Source organism: Bradyrhizobium sp. BTAi1, assembly GCF_000015165.1.
Lineage (GTDB): Bacteria > Pseudomonadota > Alphaproteobacteria > Rhizobiales > Xanthobacteraceae > Bradyrhizobium > Bradyrhizobium denitrificans.
Genome location: NC_009485.1, coordinates 7732119 through 7754094 on the forward strand (window position 1 = coordinate 7732119; position 21976 = coordinate 7754094).

Sequence of the window (21976 nt, forward strand, 5' to 3'; positions counted from 1 at the left end):
GTGTCCTCGCGTGATGCTCTGAGACTGGAGGGTCCGGCAGCGGATCGAATCGGATTCAAGGATAACGATCGCCTGCTAAAATGTTCTTAATTTGTTCCAAGCCGATTGTCCATCCCTTTCAGGGCAGGAGGTCAGCGATGACAGCCACGATCTCGACGCCCGGTGCAGCTGCCCACCGACGTCTCGACGATTTGCCGGAGGAGTTGTGTGTCGAGCGGGGCTTTTGCAGCCGCTCACCGCAGAGAACCTGCTGTCAGGCCAGGATGCTCTGAGCGCCCGGTTCTCGTGAGCGATGCGGCTTTCTGCCCAACGCACTTGCAGCATCAGCAATCACGTTCATTGCGGGAACCCGGCCCAAACCTTGCATCATTTTCCATCACCTTGCTGTGCGGACCAGCCTTTCCCCGGGTTTCGGTCGGCACGCAACCATCGTATGCTTTTACCGGTTCCTCGTAGCATCACAGGTTTCAAGGTGACAGATCAGCCGTCCCAGCGCAGTTTCGTAAGCACCGGCCAGCCCGTCGATGAATTGGCCGTGGCTGAGATCAAGAGCGACATCCTGGCCAAGCTCCGGCTCGCGATCGGCAAGGAAGCGAGCCAGGCGACGCCGCAGGACTGGTACCACGCTGCAGCCCTGACCTTGCGCGACCGCATCGTGCATCGCTGGCTGACCGCCGACAAAGAGAGCTACGATGCCGGGCGCAAGCGCGTTTATTACCTCAGCCTCGAATTCCTGATCGGCCGTCTGTTCACCGACGCGCTCAACAATATGGGCCTGATGAAGGTGTTCGAGACCGCGCTCGGTGATCTCGGCGTCGGCCTGATGGACCTGCGCAAATGCGAGCCCGACGCCGCGCTCGGCAATGGCGGTCTTGGACGGCTTGCGGCCTGCTTCATGGAAAGCATGGCGACCGTGCAGATCCCCGCGATCGGCTACGGCATCCGCTATGATTTCGGCCTGTTCCGCCAGGTGATCATCGACGGCTGGCAGCACGAATTTCCCGACGTCTGGCTGTCCTTCGGCAATCCCTGGGAGTTCCAGCGCCCGGAGGTGGTCTACCACGTCCATTTCGGCGGCGGCGTCGAGCATGTCGACGACAAGGGCCGCGACCGCGCCATCTGGCATCCCGGCGAGACCGTCCAGGCCGTCGCCTACGACACGCCGATCGTCGGCTGGCGCGGCCAGCACGTCAATGCGCTCAGGCTGTGGTCGGCGCGCTCGCCCGATCCGCTGAAGCTCGACGTGTTCAACTCCGGCGACTATCTCGGCGCATCGGCGGAAGAGGCGCGGGCGGAGGCGATCTGCAAGTTCCTCTATCCCAATGACGAGAGCCCCGCCGGCCGCGAGCTGCGGCTGCGGCAGGAATATTTCTTCGTCTCGGCCTCGCTGCAGGATCTCGTCAAGCGGCATCTCGGCTCCGACGGCCAGTTGCGCAGCCTGGCGCAGAAGGCCGCGGTGCAGCTCAACGACACCCATCCCTCGCTCGCCGTCGCCGAGCTGATGCGCATCCTGGTCGACCTGCACAATTTCCGCTGGGACGAGGCGTGGAAGATCACGGTCGCGACGCTGTCCTACACCAACCACACGCTGCTGCCGGAAGCGCTCGAGACCTGGCCGGTCGAACTGTTCGAGCGACTGCTGCCGCGGCACCTCGAAATCATCTACCGCATCAACGCCCAGCATCTCGCGCTCGCCGAACAGCGCGCCCCGGGCGACATCGAATATCGCGCCTCGGTGTCCCTGATCGACGAAAAGAGCGGCCGCCGCGTGCGCATGGGCCAGCTCGCTTTCGTCGGCTCGCACCGCATCAACGGCGTCTCGGCGATGCATTCGGACCTGATGAAAGAGACCGTGTTCCACGATCTCAACCATCTCTATCCCGGCCGCATCACCAACAAGACCAACGGCATCACCTTCCGCCGCTGGCTGACGCTCGCCAATCCGAAGCTGACCAGCCTGTTGTGCGAAGCCTGCGGCGACGCCATCGTCGACGATCCGACCCTGCTGTCGAGCCTCGAGAGCTACGTGGCCGACAGCGGCTTTCAGCAGAAGTTCCGGGCGGTGAAGCGGCACAACAAGCTGCAGCTGGCGCGCCTGATCGGCGAGCGGATGAATGTCAGGATCGATCCCGGCGCGCTGTTCGACGTGCAGATCAAGCGCATCCACGAATACAAGCGGCAGCTGCTGAATATCCTCGAGGCGATCGCGCTCTATCAGGACATCAAGGACAACCCGCAGGCGGACTGGGTGCCGCGGGTCAAGATCTTCGCCGGCAAGGCCGCGGCGAGCTATCGCTACGCCAAGCTGATCATCAAGCTGATCAACGACGTCGCCGAACTCGTCAACAATGATCCGGCGATCGATGGCCGGCTCAAGGTCGTGTTCCTCGCCGACTACAATGTCAGCCTGGCGGAGGCGATCATTCCTGCGGCCGATCTCTCCGAGCAGATCTCGACGGCCGGCATGGAGGCCTCCGGCACCGGCAACATGAAGCTGGCGCTGAACGGCGCCATCACCATCGGCACGCTCGACGGCGCCAATATCGAGATCCGCGACAATGTCGGCGCCGACAACATCGCGATCTTCGGCATGGAGGCCGATGACGTCATGCTCCGGCGCAAGCAGGGCCTGGACGCAACGGATGTGATCCGCCGTTCGCCGCGGCTCGCCCGGGCGATCGACGCAATCGCCTCCGGCCTGTTCTCGCCGGGTGAACCGGGCCGCTTTGAGCCGATCGCGCACGCGCTGCGCCATCTCGACCACTACATGGTCTCGGCCGATTTCGATTCCTATTATGAGGCCCAGCGCGGCGTGGACGCCCGCTGGCGGACGGCGCCGGCCTGGACCCGCGCCTCGATCCTCAACGTCGCGCGCATGGCGTGGTTCTCCTCCGACCGCACCATCCGCGAATATGCCGACGACATCTGGAACGTGCCGGTCGGCCCGATCCAGGCGCCGGCGCACGCGCGGCGGGCGTGAGCGAACGTTGCCTCGCCGCGTCTGCAGCTGACGCGTGACGTCATTGCAGGCGTGTCCAATTGCTTTTCACCTGACGCCCATCATACGATGATCGTCAGGAGGCATGCATGACCGACACTCCGCAACTGCACTTGTTCGACGAGGCCACACGTGTCACCGCGGGTGACAGCCGCTGGCAGGGCCGGACCAGCCCGGACTATTGGGCCTTCGTCGGCCCGTTCGGCGGTGTGACCGCGGCGACCGTGCTGCGCGCGCTGATCCAGCATCCGCAAATCCAGGGCGACCCGCTGGCGGTGACGGTGAATTATTGCGCGCCGATCGCCGAAGGCCCGTTCGATCTCGACGTGCGGCTGGTGAAGGCCAACCGCTCCTCGCAACATTGGCTCGTCGAGCTCAGCCAGGGGGGTGCCGATCCCGCAACCCTGGCCACCGCCGTGTTCGCCGAACGACGGCCGTCCTGGTCGCATCAGCCGGCGCCGATGCCGGATACGCCGCCATTCGATCAGGTCAAACGCCATCCCAACACCCACGTGGGATGGACGAAGCAGTACGATTTCCGCTTTGTGGACGGACCTCCCGATTACGGCGCCTCAGCGACCGCCGGGCCGTTCAGCAGCTATTCGCGCCTTTGGCTCTCCGACCGCAAGCCGCGCAAGCTCGACTGCCTGTCGTTGCTGTCGATGTCGGATGCTTTTTTTCCCCGTGTGTTCCAGGCCCGCAGCGAAGTGGTGCCGTTCGGCACGGTGTCGCTGACGACCTACTTCCATGTCAGCCGCGAGGAGCTCGCGACGGAGAACATCACGCATGTGCTGGCGACCGCCGACGCCAAGCTGTTCAACCGCAGCTATCACGATCAGAACAGCGAGCTGTGGTCGCCCTCGGGCAAGCTCCTCGCGACCACGACGCAGATCGCGTATTTCAAGGCGTGAGAGCAGCTGACCATGCGATCGGTAGCGTGCCAGAACTCGAGCCGGGATTGATCTACACGGAACGGCGCTAGCTAGTGCCGAGAAGGCCGCCACCACCAAGACTGTTATCGTCCGGGTTGACGGACGATCCAGTAGCCGGGATCGGCAGCGAGTTACACAACGGGCTGCACGGTGTACTGGATCACCCGCTTTCGCGGGTGATGACAACCGGGCTCGCTGCGGCAGCTTCTGCCAACGGCCCGGCGTCGGGTCACGACACCGCCAGCGACGCCGCATACAAAAACTCCGGCAGCGCGTTCGGCTGCCGGAGCTCGTTGGATCAGGTTCGGAGTCAGCCGCAAAGCGGCTGACCCGTGTGCGTAGCAGCTCTACTCCGCCGCCAGCTTCACGTCGGGCGCCGCAGCGCGGACGTCAGCGTCGACCTGGGCCTCGAACTTGGCGAAGTTCTTCTGGAACATGCCGACCAGGGCGCGGGCGGTCTTATCGAACTCGGCCTTGTCGGCCCAGGTGTTGACCGGATCGAGGATCTCGCTCGGGACGCCTGGCAGCGCGGTCGGCACCGCGAAGCCGAAATATTTGTCGGTCCGGAACTCGACGTTGCGCAGGGAGCCGTCGAGCGCCGCGGTCAGCAGCGCGCGCGTGACCTTGATCGGCATGCGCGAGCCGGTGCCATATTTGCCGCCGGTCCAGCCGGTGTTGACCAGCCAGCAATCGACATTGTGCTCGGCGATCAGTTGCCGCAGCATGTTGCCGTAGACCGAGGGATCAAGCGGCAGGAACGGCGAACCGAAGCAGGTCGAGAACTCCGGCTGCGGCTCGTTGCCGAGGCCGCGCTCGGTGCCGGCGACCTTCGCCGTGTAGCCGGACAGGAAGTGATACATTGCCTGCGCAGGCGACAATTTCGCGATCGGCGGCAGCACGCCGAAGGCATCCGCGGCGAGCATTACGACATTCTTCGGATGCGGCGCGCGGCCGGTGCGCGAGGCGTTGGGGATGTAGTCGAGCGGATAGGCCGAGCGCGTGTTCTCGGTCTTGGAGCCGTCGTCGAAATCCGGAACACGGCTGTCCTCGTCGAGAACGACGTTCTCCAGCACCGCGCCGAAGCGGTTCGACGCGGCGAAGATCTGCGGCTCGGCCTCCTGCGACAGCTTGATGCACTTGGCGTAGCAGCCGCCCTCGAAGTTGAACACGCCGGACGGACCCCAGCCATGCTCGTCGTCGCCGATCAGCGTGCGGTTCGGGTCGGCCGACAGCGTGGTCTTGCCGGTGCCGGACAGGCCGAAGAAGATGGCCGTATCACCCTTCGGCCCGACATTGGCCGAGCAATGCATCGGCATCACGCCGCGCTCGGGCAGATAGTAGTTGAGCGTCGTGAACACGCTCTTCTTCATCTCACCGGCGTAGTAGGAGCCGCCGATCAGGACGATCTTGCGGGCGAAATCGATCGCGACAACGTTCTGCGAGCGCACGCCATGTCGCTTCGGATCGGCACGGAAGCTCGGCATGTCGATGATCGTGAGCTCCGGCACGAACGTGTCGAGCTCGATCTTCTCCGGGCGGATCAGAAGCGTACGGATGAACAGCGAGTGCCAGGCGAGCTCGGTGAAGACGCGCGTCTTAATGCGGAAGGTCGGATCGGCGCCACCATAGAGATCCTGCGCGAACAGGGTCTTGCCCTCGGCGTGTTTGAGGAAGTCCTGGTACAGCGCTTCGAACTGCTCCGCCGTGATCGACTGATTGCCGGCCCACCACATCTTCTCGGTGGAGGCGTCGCGCACGGTGAACTTGTCCTTCGGACTGCGGCCGGTGAATTCGCCAGTATCCGCGCACAGCGCCCCGTTCGCAGACAACACGGCCTCTCCAGCCGCCAGCGAATATTGATAGAGCTGGGGAGCGCCGAGATTCCAATGCACCTGCTTGAGATTCTTTAAGCCGAATTTGTCGGCACCGAAGGCGCCGTTGCGAATACCCGTCTCTTGCACGAAAATCCCTCCTGAGAGCCCGCAGCTGTTGCGCGCGAAATTCGTGGCGCAGTGCGCGGTGACCTTACCGTTTACATCGCCTTACCAAAGCGCGGTCGCCGACCTAATACTGATCAACGCCGGTCTTGCCAAGACGATCCGAACGAATTGGTTATTGCGCCGAGCTGATTGGCGTAGCTCATCATTTGCCGTGTGATGCATATTCCGTCGGCAGCGTCGCGCACACTTGACGATCATGCTGCGACGCAGCAGCCGATCGCGCACTTCGCTTTCGTGCGCGGCGCAGATCGGCCCCGAAGCGAAGCATTTGCGTGAGCGAGCGAAGACTGTCCATCGATTAGACCCGGCCGCCTCCCCGCGCGGCAAAATGCCTTCCCGCGACCGATGTGCGGGGGGCAGGCAGCACATGCCCTGGCGGCGAACGGCGCCACACAGGTGCCGATTTGGCGGGAGCGACTGCGAGGCAACCGCAAGGATGGCGTCCAGATCTGCGCATGACGGCCGGTCTGGGCGGCCACCCAAAGTGCCCTGCGAGCCCGTTGCTGCGGTCCTGAGACCGCCGCTCTTTAGGGAGGCCTACGCAAGCCTCCCGACCGGCGGCGTCGCTCAGGCTGGCGTGGAACCGCAAAGCGGTTCGTCGCTGATGCTACAACGAGGATATCTCACACCTTCGCCCGCGCCTCGTCGGCGAGTCGAACGAGCATCTTGCGCAGGCCGCCCGGCGAAGTGACCCGCTCCGGAAACTGCAGCCGCAACGTCCGGCCCGCCGCCATCAGGTCGAGCCCATCAGGATCACAGCCACTGCAGCGCCACTCGGCCGCTTCGGCGCCAAGCAGCCTTGTCGCATAGAGACCGAGAGCCTCGCGATGATCCTCATTCATGTGATCGACCGCGCCCTGCTCCGCCGCAAGTAGTTCGGCTGCATCGGATATGTCAGTCAGGAACTGCTCAGGCTTCAAATCGACGATGCGGCCGAAGCCGGCGACCAGATGCGTGCCCGACGGACGAATGACGAAGAACGAGAAATCAGCGAAATCTGCGTAATCTGCTGCGGAAGGATGCGCATTGAGATACCGACGCCGCAGCATCTCGCGATTCTCCGCAGTCGCCTGTTCGGCTTTTCCGGACAGCATGATTCGCGCCCCTTCGAGAGGATCGCCAGGCGCGCGCTCATCCAGCATCAGCGACACGCGAGAATCAGTCAGAACATTCTTCGTGTGCACGGCCAGGCGCGAGATCAGGATGACCGGGGCACCGTCAGGCGCGGTGGCGACGTTCACCAGCGAGCAATAGGGATCGCCTGAGCCCATCATGAGCGTCGCGAGCGCGCCCTGCCGGCTTCGCCGTAGCAAAGAATGCGTCACGAGGTTAGGGTTAAAGCTCGGCTGCATCGTCTTTCCCTCGTTCATCCGGTTGCAATGAAGGCCTTTTTTCGGCTAAACGGGCCTCAAACAAGGGCTGGGCACAAAACTTTGCCATGCTATTTGTGGAACTCGGTCACACTTCAGCCTAGCTTGCATTGCTCGTTGACCATGTTCGAAGCCCATATATGCGGCCCTTAGCTGGATTCTTCGCTGTCTCGGCTAACCAGACTCTGAAAGCAGGCTCATGCCCACAATCGCCTTGGTCGATGACGACCGCAACATTCTGACATCAGTCTCCATCGCGCTCGAGGCCGAAGGCTATCGCATCATGACGTACACCGATGGTGCGTCGGCGCTCGACGGCTTCCGGACCAGCCAGCCCGACCTTGCCATCCTTGACATCAAGATGCCCCGCATGGACGGCATGGAGACGTTGCGGCGGCTGCGGCAGAAATCCGACCTGCCGGTGATCTTCCTCACCTCCAAGGACGAGGAGATCGACGAGCTGTTCGGCCTCAAGATGGGCGCCGACGACTTCATCCGCAAACCGTTCTCACAGCGACTCCTGGTTGAGCGGGTCAAGGCGGTGCTGCGGCGCTCGCAGCCGAAGGATCCGACGGCCCTGCCGAAGGAGAACGACGCCAAGGCGCTCGATCGCGGCCTGTTGCGCATGGATCCGGAGCGGCACACCTGCACCTGGAAGAACGAGCCGGTCACGCTGACCGTGACCGAGTTCCTGATCCTGCAGGCGCTGGCGCAGCGTCCGGGCGTCGTCAAGAGCCGCAACGCCCTGATGGACGCGGCCTATGACGACCAGGTCTATGTCGACGACCGCACCATCGACAGCCACATCAAGCGGCTGCGCAAGAAGTTCAAGATGGTCGACGAGGAGTTCGAGATGATCGAGACCCTCTACGGCGTCGGCTATCGCTTCAAGGAAACCTGAGGCCGCCGGTCTGCGGCGTCAGGACACTTCTTCGCTGACGCCGCCAACGTGATGGTTTAAGATATTGCGACCGGCGCCAGTGCAAGCACGATGGGCTGGGTATCGGGTTTGAGTGAAGCCGATTTCGATCCGTTTTCCGGCGCCATTGCCGCCGGAACGGCCGGAAGCGTTTCGCCGAAATTGATGGATTTCGAGTGTTCCTTTGCCACCGAAGGTCGCAAGGGAGCCCGTGGCAGATGCTTTGCGAACTTCCGTCGCGAACTTTGGAGTCGGAGCGCTCACATTGCTCGATCGAACGCATCCTGACCCTGGCCAGAACGCTGACGCCGCCCCGCCGTCCATCGTGTCGGACGTCGCCGAAGGCGCGGCCGACGAGACGCCGCAGGTCTCCGGCTGGCAGCGACCGGCCAGCTGGCTGCGCCGCGCCGGGCAGTTCCTGTTCGCGCTGTCGTTTTCCAGCCTCACCCGCCGCATCGTCTCGCTCAACATTGCCGGCCTGCTCGCGCTGGTGGCGAGCATTCTGTATCTGTCGCAGTTCCGTGCTGGCCTGATCGACGCGCGGGCCCAGAGCCTGCTGGTCCAGGCCGAGATCATCGCCGGCGCGATCGCAGCCTCCGCGACGGTGCAGACCAATACGATCACCATCGATCCCGAGCGCCTGCTCGACCTCAAGCCCGGCGAGAGCTACGGCGCCCCCGAGGAGTATTCGCCGCTCGATTTCCCGATCAATCCCGAGCGCGTCGCGCCTGTGCTGCGCACGCTGATTTCGCCGACCAAGACGCGCGCACGCATTTACGACCCCAATGGCGGCCTGCTGCTCGACAGCCGCAATCTCGAGAACGTGCTGCGCTTCGACCTGCCGCCGCCGTCGAGCGAAAAGCCCGGCCTGGTCGAGCGCGCCTTGATCTCGGTGCGCACCTGGCTCAATCGCGGCGACCTGCCGCTGTATCGCGAATACGGCCCCGAGAACGGCAATGGCTACGAGGAAGTGGCGGATGCGCTGAAGGGGCAGAAGCGCAGCATGGTGCGGGTCAATTCGCGGGGCGAGGTGATCGTCTCGGTCGCCGTCTCGGTGCAGCGCTCGCGCACCATCCATGGCGCGCTGATGCTGTCCACCCAGGGCGACGACATCGACCAGATGGTCACCGCCGAGCGCCTCGCGATCCTCAAGGTCGGCGGCGTCGCCTCCGCGGTCATGATCGTGCTGTCGCTGCTGCTCGCCAGCACCATTGCCGGCCCCGTGCGGCGGCTGGCCGACAGCGCCGAACGGGTCCGGCGCCGCATCAAGACCCGCGTCGAAATTCCCGATTTCACCCGCCGCCGCGACGAGATCGGCCATCTGTCCGGGGCGCTGCGCGACATGACCGATGCGCTCTACAACCGCATCGAGGCGATCGAGATGTTCGCCGCCGACGTCGCTCACGAGCTCAAGAACCCGCTGACTTCGTTGCGCTCGGCCGTGGAGACGCTGCCGCTGGCGCGCAACGACAACAGCCGGGGCCGGCTGCTGGCCGTCATCGAGCACGACGTCAAGCGGCTCGACCGGCTGATCTCCGACATCTCGGACGCCAGCCGCCTGGATGCCGAGTTGCAGCGCCAGGATATGACCCTGGTCGATCTGCGCCGGCTGCTGACGACGCTGACCTCGGTCGCCAACGAGACCAAGCTCGGCACCGATGTGGCCGTCGAGGTTCGGTTCGAAGGCCGCGGCACCAATGACACCTTCTCGGTGCCCGGGCATGATTCGCGGCTCGGACAGGTGATCTCGAACCTGCTGTCGAATGCGCAGTCGTTCTCGACCGCAGGCGGCAAGGTGCGCATCACCTGCCGGCGGGTGCGCTCCGAAATCGAGATCCTGGTCGACGATGACGGACCCGGCATTCGCGAGGATGCCCTGCAGCGCATCTTCGAGCGCTTCTACACCGACCGGCCGCATCAGGGCTTCGGCCAGAATTCCGGCCTCGGGCTCTCGATCTCCAAGCAGATCATCGACGCCCATGGCGGACGGATCTGGGCCGAGAACCGCCCTGGCCCGGTGGATGCCGACGGCAATCCGACCGTGGCCGGTGCCCGCTTCATCGTCCGACTGCCGGCGTCGTGACCCTCACCCCGGCCACGGTCCACGCGTCCGCCGTCAAGATCGGCGAAAGCGCGGTGCTGATCAGGGGTCCCTCAGGGTCCGGCAAGTCCCGTCTGGCGTTCGATTTGATTCTGGCCGGTCGCACCGGACAAATCCCGCCGGCTGTCCTGGTCGGGGACGACCGTGTTCATCTCGCCACACGTGACGGAGAAATGTGGGTTCACCCGGCCCCAGCTTTGGCCGGGCTGATCGAGATTCGCGGGCTCGGGATCCGCCGCTGCGACTTCGTGTCCGAGGCGCGGATCGGCCTTGTCGTCGATCTGATGGCAGAGGACGCGGAGCGGCTTCCACCGCGATCTGCCCTGCTTCTGCACGAAAACGGTATTGAATTGCCGCGAATTCCCGTAGGGGCGGGGCATTCACCCCTCCCGCTGGTTGTAGCCGCTCTCCTCACGACCGAGAGTTCATGACCCGGTAATCTTTCGGCCAATTGTGTGAAGCGAATTGGTAACCATATCAGCCCCACTATCGCGACCCGATAGACCGTCGCCAACCTCCCCGCCGCTATGCCTGTCTCCGGGAGAATCGCGAACATGCCCTCTTGCGCGGGGGCTCCGGATGGTCAAAGTGGCGCGTTCGTGCGGTGCACCCAAGGCGCCCGCGAGGAGTAACCGATGATTGGCCTGGTACTGGTGACCCATGGGCGCCTCGCCGACGAGTTCCGAGCGGCGCTCGAACACGTGATGGGTCCTCAAAAACAAATCGAAGCGGTCACGATTGGCGCCGACGATGATTCTGATCTCTGTCGCAGCGACATCATCGAAGCCGTGAACCGCGTGGATACCGGCGACGGCGTCGCCATCCTCACCGATATGTTCGGCGGCACGCCGTCGAACCTCGCGATCTCCTGCATGAGCCGGCCTAAGGTCGAAGTGCTCGCGGGCATCAACCTGCCCATGCTGGTCAAGCTGGCCAAGGTGCGGGAGGAACGCTCGCTGCCCGACGCGATCGCCATGGCCCAGGAGGCCGGGCGGAAATATGTGACCATCGCCAGCCGGGTGCTTGCCGGCAAATGAGTGACGAGGACGCGCCGCAGGACAATATCGCCGGGCCGGCCGTGCCCGCTGGCGCTTTGTCGCGGGAGCTCCTGATCACCAACAAGCGCGGCCTGCATGCGCGGGCCTCAGCGAAGTTCGTCCAGACCGTCGAGCGCTTCCAGGCCGAGGTCTGGGTCACGCGCGGCGGCGAGACTGTCGGTGGCCGCTCGATCATGGGCCTGATGATGCTGGCGGCGGCGCCCGGGACCAAGATCCTGGTCTCGGCGACAGGCCCCGAGGCGGAGGCCGCGCTGCAGGCAATCACCGACCTGGTGAACGACAAGTTCCACGAAGAAGGCGTGTGAGAAACCGAAGCTCGTCAGTCCGGTCCGCACCGCGCCAAAGGTGCGGGCACGAGCGCGTTCGAGGCAAGCTTCGATCACATCACTGAAGCTACCGTGCCGGCGCCTGAATATACACCTTCCAAACGATTGCAGGGCCCGCTTGGCCGTGGAAGAAGCGCTGGGTCGTCATGACCAGGGACTCGGCCTTGGGCGCCTCCTTGGCCATCCATGCGTCGCAGGCCGCGATCCGGTTGTCGGTGGTGTCGCAGATGCCGATGAACCCCTCGCGCTTGAGGTCGTCCAGCGTGCTCAGGCCGGAACTCCAGGTTTCCTCCGCCGTGTAGGGCACCGTGAACGGCCGCGGGTGGTCCGGGCTGTAGAAGGTCATCGGCGTGTTCATCTCGGAAAAGCCGGCCACCAGCGGCCAGGGCGAGCCGAACCGGGCATGCCAGGCCTTGGTCAGCTCCCGCGCCAGCTCCGAACGGGCGCCGTAGCCGGTGGCGCCATTCGGATTGGCGGCCATCTCGCGCTGGGCAATCCAGGGCGAGGCGAACAAGGTGAGCAGCGAGAGCACCAGCCAGACGGCGGTGAGCCGCGGCAGCATGACCGCTCGCAGCCGCAGCGCGGGGATCGCGACCAGGGCCAGCGGCACCAGGAAGAACAGCGAGATGCCCCAATCGGTTTTCATGTAGATCGTGAAGGCGAGGCCGCCGAGCGGCGGCCCGATGGCAACGATCGCCTGCACCAGCCAGACATTGATCGCCTGGCTGACATTCACGCCGGGATGAGGACCACGCCGCCAATTGTGGAAAGCGAAGCGCGGCGGCCAAGCGAGCACCGCCGCGGCCAGCGCGATCGGCAAGGCCAGCAACGCCGCATTATGACCGACATAGCCGAGCACCAGCCCGGCGGCGCGGCCGCGATCCGACAGTGAATAGACGTCGCCGGCATAGGTGAGCGGGACGAAATCGACCTGCCACAGCCAGACCAGATGCGGAATCACCGCGACCAGCATCGTGGCGATGGCGACCCAGGGTGCGGGCGAAGCCAGAAAGCGCAACCGGTCCGGATGCAGCAGCGCCGCGAGCCCGATCGCGCCGATCATCGTCAGCACCCAGTATTTGGTCATCATCGCGGCCGCACCGGCGAGGCCGAGCCAGACACCGGAGGCGAAGCTGCGCTTCTCGAAGGCATGGAGATAGGCCAGCACCACCAGGGGCAAGGTCAGCAGTTGGACCAGGTCAGCGTTGTATTTGAAACCCTTGAAATTGAAGATCGGGTACAGTGCGACCATCACCAGGACGAAGAACGCTCGGCGCCGGTCGACCACTTTCAGGCTTGCGAACCAGACGACGACCAGCCCGCTGCTGGCCATCGCCATCGCCAGCGCGTAGGTCGCCCAGTCCTTGACCGGAAACACCGTGAACCACAGGCCCGCGATCCAGCCCGACAGCGGCGGATGCTTGCCATAGCCCATCAGGAAGCGGCTGCCCCAGGCATAGGCCTCGGCGACGTCCATATGGATGTCCTGAGCCGCCTTCAGATTGGTCAGGATCGCCGTCCACAGCACGGCGTGGACGACGGCGAAGCCAATCACGACCCAGACCGAGGTTGCCGGCGCGGTGGCGCGCGCGACCAGCCAGGCGGCGAGGCGCTGCGGTCCGAAACGGCCGCGCAGGCGCGCCGTCAGAGGCGGAAGAGAGGTACTCGACATCCGCCCTCGGTAGCCTGTTTTCGGCGCCCGGGGAATCAGCTTGGCGTGAAGAAAGGCCCTGGAAATTCAGCAATATGGTTGCTGGTTGGGGGCTCGGGATGCTATCTGCGCGACCCATGACGACCGTCCCCATTCCCAACATCCGCAACTTCTCCATCGTCGCCCATATCGACCATGGAAAGTCCACGCTGGCCGACCGCCTGATCCAGATGACCGGCGGCCTGTCGGACCGCGAGATGGCCGGCAAGGAGCAGGTGCTCGATTCGATGGACATCGAGCGCGAGCGCGGCATCACGATCAAGGCGCAGACCGTGCGCCTGCAGTACCGCGCCAAGGACGGCAAGGATTACATCTTCAACCTGATGGACACGCCCGGCCACGTCGACTTCGCCTACGAAGTGTCGCGGTCGCTGGCCGCCTGCGAAGGCTCGCTGCTGGTGGTCGACGCCAGCCAGGGCGTCGAGGCGCAGACCCTCGCCAACGTCTACCAGGCGCTCGACAACAATCACGAGATCGTCCCGGTCCTCAACAAGATCGATCTGCCCGCGGCCGAGCCGGAAAAGATCAAGCAGCAGATCGAGGACGTGATCGGCATCGACGCCTCCGATGCCGTCATGATCTCGGCCAAGACCGGCCTCGGCATTCCCGACGTGCTGGAAGCCATCGTCACCCGGCTGCCGCCGCCGAAGGGCGACCGCGAGGCGACCCTAAAGGCGCTCCTGGTCGACAGCTGGTACGACGTCTATCTCGGCGTCGTCGTGCTGGTGCGCATCGTCGACGGCGTGATGAAGAAAGGCCAGCGCATCCGCATGATGGGCACCGGCGCGGCCTATGACGTCGAGCGCGTCGGCTTCTTCACCCCGAAAATGCAGCAGGTCGACGAGCTCGGTCCCGGCGAGGTCGGTTTCATCACCGCGGCGATCAAGGAAGTCGCCGACACCCGCGTCGGCGACACCATCACCGACGACCGCAAGCCGGTCTCGGAAATGCTGCCTGGCTTCAAACCGGCGATCCCGGTGGTGTTCTGCGGCCTGTTCCCGGTCGACGCCGACGATTTCGAAACGCTGCGCGCGGCGATGGGCAAGCTCAGGCTCAACGACGCCAGCTTCTCGTTCGAGATGGAGACCTCGGCCGCGCTCGGCTTCGGCTTCCGCTGCGGCTTCCTCGGCCTTCTGCACCTGGAGATCATCCAGGAGCGCCTGTCCCGCGAATTCGACCTCAACCTGATCGCCACTGCGCCAAGCGTCATCTACAAGATGAAGCTGACCGACGGTCAGGAGATCGAGATCCATAACCCGGTCGACATGCCCGACGTGGTCAAGATCGCCGAGATCCAGGAGCCCTGGATCGAGGCGACGATCCTGACGCCGGACGAATATCTCGGCAGCGTGCTCAAGCTGTGCCAGGACCGCCGCGGCAATCAGAAGGAGCTGACCTATGTCGGCTCGCGCGCGATGGTCAAATACGACCTGCCGCTGAACGAGGTGGTGTTCGACTTCTACGACCGGCTGAAATCCGTCTCCAAGGGCTATGCCTCGTTCGACTATCACCTGACCGACTACAAGCCGGCCGACCTCGTGAAGATGCAGATCCTCGTCAACAACGAGCCGGTCGATGCGCTGTCGATGCTGGTGCATCGGACGCGTGCGGAAGGCCGCGGCCGCGCCATGGTCGAGAAGATGAAGGACCTGATCCCGCCGCACATGTTCCAGATCCCGATCCAGGCGGCGATCGGCGGCAAGGTGATCGCGCGCGAGACCGTGCGCGCATTGCGCAAGGACGTCACCGCGAAGTGCTATGGCGGCGACATCACCCGCAAACGGAAGCTTCTGGAGAAGCAGAAGGAAGGCAAGAAGAAGATGCGGCAGTTCGGCAAGGTCGACATCCCGCAGGAAGCCTTCATCGCCGCGCTCAAGGTCGATAGCTGAGGACAGGTCGCGGCACGGTTCCGGGAGCCGCGGTCAAACGCGTCCCGCCGCTTCGCCGCGCACGCTGCTCCGGCGGCCTGTCTCGATCAAGTTTTGCGCATCGGTCCGAGTGCGCACCTCCCGGTCTGTTGGCCGACGTCGAACTCAATCATGAGAAGAAGCGTTGTCTGGCGTCATCCAAAGGATGCTGACTTGTGAGGCGATCTACGCGAGTTTGAGGGACAAATACGCGTTCCCGTAAATCTACGGTATCTGTTCCTTAATGGTATTTTGGGACGCTTTGCGGCGTAGCAAGGAATGCCCCAATGTCCCGCCTTCGGTCGATCTCCGCCCGTCTTATCATTGCCCTGTCGCTCACCGTGGCCATTGCCTGTGCCGTGCTCGGCACCTTCTCCGTCATCCAGCAGCGCGCTCTGACCCGCCTGGCGCTGGAGCAGCAGCTCAAGCTGCAATTCGACAGTGTGACCGCCGGCATCGATTACGAAGGCCGCGCTGCGCTCGCGGTGAGCGCGACCCTGGCCGCGCTACCGCCCGTTGCCGACGCCTATCTCAAAGGCGACCGCGACGCGCTGGGCGCCCTGCTCGGCGGCGCGATGACCTCGCTGAAGGCGCAGGGCATTCCGCTGGTCAATGTGTGGGCGCCGCCCGCCACAAACTTCTATCGCGTGCATGAGCCGAAATTGTTCGGTGACGACACCTCCAAGCGGCGGCTGACCGTGGTGCAGGCCAACCAGACCGGGCGGCAGATCGCCGGCGTCGAGCAGAGCCGGGTGTCGCTCGGCATTTTCGGCATGACGCCGATCATGCGCGACGGCAAGGCCATCGCCACCGTCGATGTCGGCGCGGCCTTCGGCAAGGAGTTCGTCGATCGCGCCAAGCAGCGCTTCGGCATCGATCTCGCCGTCTATTGGATCGACAACGGCCAGCCGAAGCGGCTGTCCTCGACGTTTGGCGACGACGTCGTCGCCACGCCCGAGGAGGTGCTCGCGGTGTTCAAGGGCACTCCGCTGCAGCGGGACGGGATCCTGTCAGGCCGGCCGGCTGCGGTCTATGTCGGCCAGATCAGGAACTATGCCGGTGATCCGATCGCCGTGCTCGAACTGATCAAGGACACCACCGCCTATGAGGCCGCCGCGGCGGGCGCGCAGCACCAGCTGATCATCGGAACCATCGTCATCCTGCTGCTCGCCGTCATGGTCGCGCTGTTCGTGGCGCGCGGCATCTCGCGTCCGCTGGTGGCAATCACCGCCGTCATGCACCGGCTGTCGAGCGGCGACACCGAGGTCGCGATTCCTGGCGGGCAGCGCAAGGACGAGCTCGGCACCATGGCCCAGGCCGTCGACGTCTTCCGTCGCAACATGATCGAAACCAATGCATTGCGCGAGGCGCAGCAGGCGACGCAGCAGCGCGCGGAGCAGGAGAAGCAGGCGCTGCAGCGGCAGATGGCCGACCGGTTCGAGGCCGACGTCAAGGGCGTGGTGTCCACCGTGGCCAAGGCGACCGCAGACATGGAGCGCGTCGTCCACGAGATCACCGCCAGCGTCAACGGCACCTCGCAACGCGCCGCGGCGGCCGCCGCCGCCTCCGAGGAGGCATCCAGCGGCGTGTCGACCGTGGCGGCCGCCTCCGAGGAGCTCGCATCATCGGTCAGCGAGATCGGCCGCCAGGTGACGCATTCGAGCAAGGTCGCCGATGCCGCCGTGATCAAGGCGCGGCAGACCACCGAGATGGTCGGCAGCCTCGCTGCCGCCGCCGAGAAGATCGGCGACGTGCTGCGCCTGATCGATGCAATCGCGAGCCAGACCAACCTGCTGGCGCTCAACGCCACGATCGAGGCGGCGCGCGCGGGGGAAGCCGGCCGCGGCTTCGCCGTCGTGGCCGCCGAGGTCAAGGAGCTGGCCGGACAGACGGCGAAGGCGACCGAGGAAATCGCCGGCCAAGTCACCTCAATCCAGGCGGCCACGTCCGACTGCGTCACCGCCATCGGCGGCATCAGCACCACGATCCAGGAGATCAGCGGCATTGCCGCGACCATCGCAGCCGCAGTCGAGCAACAGGGTTCGGCCACGCGCGAGATCGCGCGCAGCGTCCAGCAGGTGGCGACGGGTACGGCAGACGTGTCGCAGAACGTGGTCGGCGCCAGCGATGCCGCCGAGCAGTCGCGCCGGCTGGCCGACGGCGTGATGGTCGCCACGCGCGATCTCGGGAAACAAGCCGACGAGCTGTTCAGAAGCGTCGACACGTTCCTGGCCGGCCTGCGCAGCGCCGCCTGACGGCCTGCGCGGCCCCTACAATCACGAAAGAGCCCCGTTGCGGATCGGCCGCAACGGGGCTCTTTGATTCGTGCCGCATGCCGCTCGCCTGCTGGCGATCGCTCGACAGCAGATCGCCTCGCGTGTCTCAGGCCACCATCACCCGGCGATCGGCCGCCGATTGCGCCTCGAGCAGGCCGACGATCTCGGCGTTGGGCCGGGGACGGCTGAACAAATAGCCCTGCCCCTCATGGCAGCCTTCGGCGCGCAGACAGCGCAGTTCCGCTTCGGTCTCGACGCCCTCCGCCGTGATGGTCACGCCGAGCCCCTTGCCGAGGCTGACGATGGAGCGGACGATCGCCTGGGCCTCGCGGTTGGCGGCGAGATCGCGGATGAACGACTGATCGACCTTGATCTTGTCGAAGGGGAAGCTGCGCAGATAGCTCAGGCTGGAATAGCCGGTGCCGAAATCGTCCATCGAGATGCGCACGCCGAGCGCGCGTAGCGCATGCAGCGTCGCCAGCACCTGGCCGCTCTTCTCGAGCACCAGCGTCTCGGTGATCTCGAGCTCGAGGCGGCTCGGCGGCAGGCCCGACTGCTTCAGCACGTCCATGACCAACGACAGCACGTTGCCGACGCGGAACTGCAGCGGCGACATGTTGACCGCGACCCGAACCTCGTCCGGCCAGTTCGCGGCATCATTGCAGGCCCGGCGCAGCATGACGCGACCGAGCGCGGAGATCAGGCCGGTGTCCTCGGCGACCGGGATGAATTCGGATGGCGGGATCATGCCGCGCTCCGGATGCGGCCAACGCACCAATGCCTCGAAGCCGGTGATGCGTCCGGTCGAGAGGTCGATCAGCGGCTGATAATAAGGCTGCAACACATCGCGCTGGATGGCGTCCCGCAGCTCGATCTCAATCTTGCGCCGGCTTTGCGCGCGTGCATCCATTCCGGTCTCGAAATAGCTGAAGCTGCCGCGCGTCTCGGTCTTGGCCCGCGACAGCGCCATGTCGGCGTTCTTCAGCAGCTTCTCGGCATCGTCACCGTCATTCGGCGCCATCGCGATGCCAACGGTCGCCCCGATGGTCACGGAGCTGCCGTCGATCAGATAGGGATCGGCGATCGCCTGCAGCAGCCGCCGGCAAAGCTGGGCCGCATCCTCCGGCCGGGCCAGCCCGCCATGGACGATGGCGAACTCGTCCGAATTCAAGCGCGCGACAACGTCCTCCTGGCGCAGGATGGAGCGCAGCCGCTTGCCGACCCCACGCAGCAACCGGTCGCCGGCGGCATGCCCCAGCGTGTCATTGATCGATTTGAAATTATCGAGCCCGAGCACCAGCACCGCCATCTTCTCGGAACCGCGCCGCATCTGCCCAAGCTTGTCCTCGATCTTCTGACGCAGCAGGTTTCGGCTCGGAAGGCCCGTCAGCGCATCATGCTGCGCCAGGAAGGCCAGCCGCGCCTCGGCGCGCTTGCGCTCGGTGATGTCCATCAGCGCCAGCAGCACGGCAGGCTGTTCGTTGTGAACCAGATGGCGCGAGTAGATCGCGAGGTCGATCAGGGCGCCGTCGGCACGAACATGCTTCCAGGTCCGGGCCGCCTGCTCCTCACCGGAATGCTCCGCCGCCCAGGGCGGTTCGCTCTCATAGGCCTGCAGATTGCGGATGTTGAGCTGCTCGAATGCCGCCCGGCTGTAGCCGTAATGCTGGGCGGCCGCCTCGTTGACGCCGAGCACACGGCCGTCACTCCTGGCGCATACGATCATCGGCACCGGATTGCCGTCGAACAGCAGCCGGAATGATTCCTCCCGCTGCTTCAGCTCGGTGATGTCGACCCGCAGACCGACGATCCCGCCGTCACTGGTGAGCCGCTCATCGATCAGGATCGTGCGGCCATCCGCCAGCTTCTGCTCGTGGCGGCCCTTCGGTCGAAACAGCTTCTCGAGACGCTCCGCGACCCATTCATCCTCGCGCCCGACGGCTTCCGGATAGTCGCCACGCGCCACGCCGATCCGGATCGTGTCCTGCAGCCGGGCACCGGGTTTGAAGAGATCCGAGCTGCGATTGTAGATCTCGGCGTATTTCTTGTTCCAGAGGATGTAGCGGCCCTCGGAATCGAGGAACACGATCCCTTCGGGGAGAATGTCGATCGCCTCGATCAGCCGGTCGTGAGCCTTCTCCGCCTCGGCGATCGCGGCTTCCGCCTCGGCACGTCTGCCGGCGACCTCATCGATGACGGCAGTCGTCCCCAGGTTGTGCTGTGCCAGCTTCGGGGTTGGCTTGACCGGGCGGATTGCATCACGAGCACGGGGCACGCGATTGAGCTTCTTGGGCTTAATTGGCCGAACGGGCCGCATCGCGTGCCTCACTCTCCTTCTCGGTGGGCAGTCTTCGGCCAAGTGTCTGAAAAAATGGTATCTCGATGCAGAAGGCCGCAGCCGACAGTTACGTGTATTCAACCACACACTCTCGGATAGCGAGAGATGATGACTCGGGGCGCGATCAACCAGGAGCGGCTCTACAACCACGGGTAAGCGGACACGGTTGCCGAAACATCTAAAAGACACGCATTCCGTGTGGACCGCACCGGGACGGCGCCCATCTACTGAACAAACTCAGGTAATTGAGCCTTGTTCGGCGGGTTCCTCCAATTCAAGAGCAGGGTTACGGGACGGTAAATCGCACGATCAGTCAGCGGGCGAAGGCAGCGAGGTCCTGGCGCTCGCCTGACCTTTCCTGGGGGACAGCAGCCGCTAGACTGGCGCCATGCATGTCCGCCTGATTCTGGTTGCCATCATGAGTTCGGCCGCACTCACCGCAGCAGCGCCGACTCATGCCCAAGACAAGGGGACCGTGGAGCCCAAGGCGCTTCCCCCCCTGGCCCACCCCGACGATCCCAGCACGCCGGCCAAGGAGTTGTTCGCCCGCAAGCTGTTGCCGTCGGCCCAACCGACCAAGGTGATCGGCACCTATAATCGGGGCTGCATCGCCGGTGCCGAGCGAATGCCGATCAACGGCGAGGGCTGGCAAGTGATGCGGCTGTCCCGCAACCGCAATTTCGGTCACCCTCTGATGATCGCGCTGCTCAAGCGCCTGGCGGCCCGCGCGCACAAGGATGCCGGCTGGCCCGGGATCCTTGTCGGCGATATCGGGCAGCCGCGCGGCGGGCCGGCGCTGAGCGGCCATGCGAGCCACCAGATCGGGCTCGACGCCGACATCTGGCTGACCCCGATGCCCGAGCACAGGCTGTCGCGCAATGAGCGCGAGGAGATGTCGGCGGTGATGATGGTGCGAGAGGACCGGCTCGACGTCGATCCGCGGGTGTTCACCCGGGGCCATCTGGCCGTGATCCGCGCCGCCGCGCAGGAGCCGTCGGTGCAGCGCATCTTCGTCAATGCCGCCATCAAGAAGGCGTTGTGCCGCGACGCCAAGGGCGATCGCGGCTGGCTGACCAAGGTGCGGCCGTGGTGGGGCCACGACTACCACTTCCACATCCGGATGCTCTGTCCGCCGGGCAATCCCGACTGCCACGGCCAGACCGATCAGGAGGGCGGTGACGGCTGCAACGAGCTCGATTATTGGTTCTCGGATGCGGTGCTGCATCCACCGCCGCCGAAGGAGCCGCCCAAGCCGCCGCAGCCGATCACCATGGCGCAGCTGCCACCGAGCTGCCGCGCGGTGCTGCATGCGCCGGACGCCAAGAATTGAGCCGCGAGACACGCAGAAGAGAGTCGCGGTCTCGCGCTCCGATCCGCTAGACTGGCGGCGTCGCGCCGTAAGCGTGATGTTTGCAATCGGGATGACGGTCCCAGCCAGGTAACGATGTCACGTGCGGCGATCTCGCTGCGTGACCCATTTTGGACGAGTCCGTCATGATCCGGTTCCGCCTCTCCGCGACCGCCTCTCTCCTCGCGCTCACCGTCAGTCATGCCAGTTTCGCGGCCGAGCCGAGCGGCTGCGACAAGTTCAAATGGGACATCGCGCGCGAGCGTGCCGCATTGATGGCGGCCGACCGCCAGAAGCGCGAGTCCGGCGTGGACCTCGCAGCGGTGCCCGCTGCCGGCCTGTTGCTGACCTTGCGCCCGCTCGCTGACGCCAAGCTGCCGAACGCGCCGGAACGCGCGCCGAAGGACGGCACGTTCGCCGGCGCCATCCGCATCAGCGGCACGCCGAAGGCCGGCGTCTACACCGTGAGTCTGTCGGCGCCTGCCTGGATCGACCTCGTGCAGGACGGCAAGATCCTCAAGCCACTCGCCTTCAGCGGCGCCATCGATTGCGACGGCATCCGCAAGACCGTGAAATACGAACTCGGCGCGCAGCCTTTCGTGCTGCAGCTCAGCGGCGCCCCGGAGGCTGCGATCTCTCTCGCCATCCTGCCCGCGGAGTGAGGCGGACCGGCCGACCGACAGCGCGATCAG

15 protein-coding genes are annotated in these 21976 nt (G+C 64.9%); 11 read left to right on the forward strand and 4 right to left on the reverse strand.

The genetic code is table 11. From position 1 onward, the window contains the following. The first annotated feature begins 472 nt into the window (after positions 1–472). Both BBTA_RS34460 and BBTA_RS34465 read left to right on the forward strand, forming a co-directional pair. Positions 473–2980, forward strand: coding sequence for a glycogen/starch/alpha-glucan phosphorylase (locus BBTA_RS34460; RefSeq protein WP_012047130.1), 2508 nt, complete (start codon positions 473–475; stop codon positions 2978–2980). 107 nt (positions 2981–3087) lie between these two features. Next, entirely contained in the window at positions 3088–3909 is an 822-nt protein-coding gene (locus BBTA_RS34465; RefSeq protein WP_012047131.1) for an acyl-CoA thioesterase II, read from the forward strand. Positions 3910–4277: 368 nt separating this feature from the next. Here the strand turns inward: BBTA_RS34465 and BBTA_RS34470 are convergent, their stop codons facing one another. Further along, complete coding sequence (locus BBTA_RS34470) at positions 4278–5891, reverse strand: phosphoenolpyruvate carboxykinase (RefSeq protein ID WP_012047132.1); 1614 nt, start codon at positions 5889–5891, stop codon at positions 4278–4280. Between the two features lie 662 nt (positions 5892–6553). Continuing rightward, entirely contained in the window at positions 6554–7282 is a 729-nt protein-coding gene (locus BBTA_RS34475) for a HugZ family protein (protein ID WP_012047133.1), read from the reverse strand. A 217-nt stretch (positions 7283–7499) separates the two neighbouring features. On the opposite strand from BBTA_RS34475, the gene BBTA_RS34480 reads away from it, so the two are divergent. The 5 genes from BBTA_RS34480 (at position 7500) to BBTA_RS34500 (ending at position 11683) form a co-directional block, all read left to right on the forward strand. After that, positions 7500–8201, forward strand: a complete 702-nt coding sequence (locus BBTA_RS34480) for a response regulator transcription factor (protein WP_006611449.1) — start codon at positions 7500–7502, stop codon at positions 8199–8201. A 283-nt stretch (positions 8202–8484) separates the two neighbouring features. Beyond that, positions 8485–10302 (forward strand): sensor histidine kinase, encoded by a 1818-nt coding sequence (locus BBTA_RS34485; protein WP_012047134.1) that lies wholly within the window; start codon positions 8485–8487, stop codon positions 10300–10302. Beyond that, a complete protein-coding gene (locus BBTA_RS39340; protein ID WP_012047135.1) occupies positions 10299–10751 on the forward strand; it encodes an HPr kinase/phosphorylase in 453 nt (150 codons plus the stop codon). The genes BBTA_RS34485 and BBTA_RS39340 overlap by 4 nt, the downstream gene beginning before the upstream one ends. A gap of 204 nt (positions 10752–10955) precedes the next feature. Next, positions 10956–11357 (forward strand): PTS sugar transporter subunit IIA, encoded by a 402-nt coding sequence (locus tag BBTA_RS34495; RefSeq protein ID WP_006611446.1) that lies wholly within the window; start codon positions 10956–10958, stop codon positions 11355–11357. Next, complete coding sequence (locus tag BBTA_RS34500; RefSeq protein WP_012047136.1) at positions 11354–11683, forward strand: HPr family phosphocarrier protein; 330 nt, start codon at positions 11354–11356, stop codon at positions 11681–11683. Before BBTA_RS34495 ends, BBTA_RS34500 begins: the two co-directional genes overlap by 4 nt. An 88-nt stretch (positions 11684–11771) precedes the next feature. Here the strand turns inward: BBTA_RS34500 and BBTA_RS34505 are convergent, their stop codons facing one another. Continuing rightward, the gene (locus tag BBTA_RS34505) at positions 11772–13376 is read right to left on the reverse strand and encodes a glycosyltransferase family 39 protein (protein ID WP_012047137.1); all 1605 of its coding nucleotides are present in this window, start codon (positions 13374–13376) and stop codon (positions 11772–11774) included. 116 nt (positions 13377–13492) lie between these two features. On the opposite strand from BBTA_RS34505, the gene lepA reads away from it, so the two are divergent. Further along, positions 13493–15304, forward strand: coding sequence for a translation elongation factor 4 (gene lepA / locus BBTA_RS34510; protein ID WP_041751080.1), 1812 nt, complete (start codon positions 13493–13495; stop codon positions 15302–15304). Positions 15305–15609: 305 nt separating this feature from the next. Continuing rightward, positions 15610–17577, forward strand: coding sequence for a methyl-accepting chemotaxis protein (locus BBTA_RS34515; protein WP_012047139.1), 1968 nt, complete (start codon positions 15610–15612; stop codon positions 17575–17577). A gap of 127 nt (positions 17578–17704) precedes the next feature. Here the strand turns inward: BBTA_RS34515 and BBTA_RS34520 are convergent, their stop codons facing one another. Beyond that, positions 17705–19915 carry a bifunctional diguanylate cyclase/phosphodiesterase gene (locus BBTA_RS34520; protein ID WP_012047140.1) on the reverse strand — a complete coding sequence of 737 codons (2211 nt, stop codon included), beginning with the start codon at positions 19913–19915 and terminating at the stop codon, positions 17705–17707. 409 nt (positions 19916–20324) lie between these two features. On the opposite strand from BBTA_RS34520, the gene mepA reads away from it, so the two are divergent. After that, a complete protein-coding gene (gene mepA, locus BBTA_RS34525; RefSeq protein ID WP_012047141.1) occupies positions 20325–21266 on the forward strand; it encodes a penicillin-insensitive murein endopeptidase in 942 nt (313 codons plus the stop codon). Between the two features lie 164 nt (positions 21267–21430). Further along, positions 21431–21946 carry a hypothetical protein gene (locus tag BBTA_RS34530; protein ID WP_012047142.1) on the forward strand — a complete coding sequence of 172 codons (516 nt, stop codon included), beginning with the start codon at positions 21431–21433 and terminating at the stop codon, positions 21944–21946. Positions 21947–21976 lie beyond the last annotated feature (30 nt).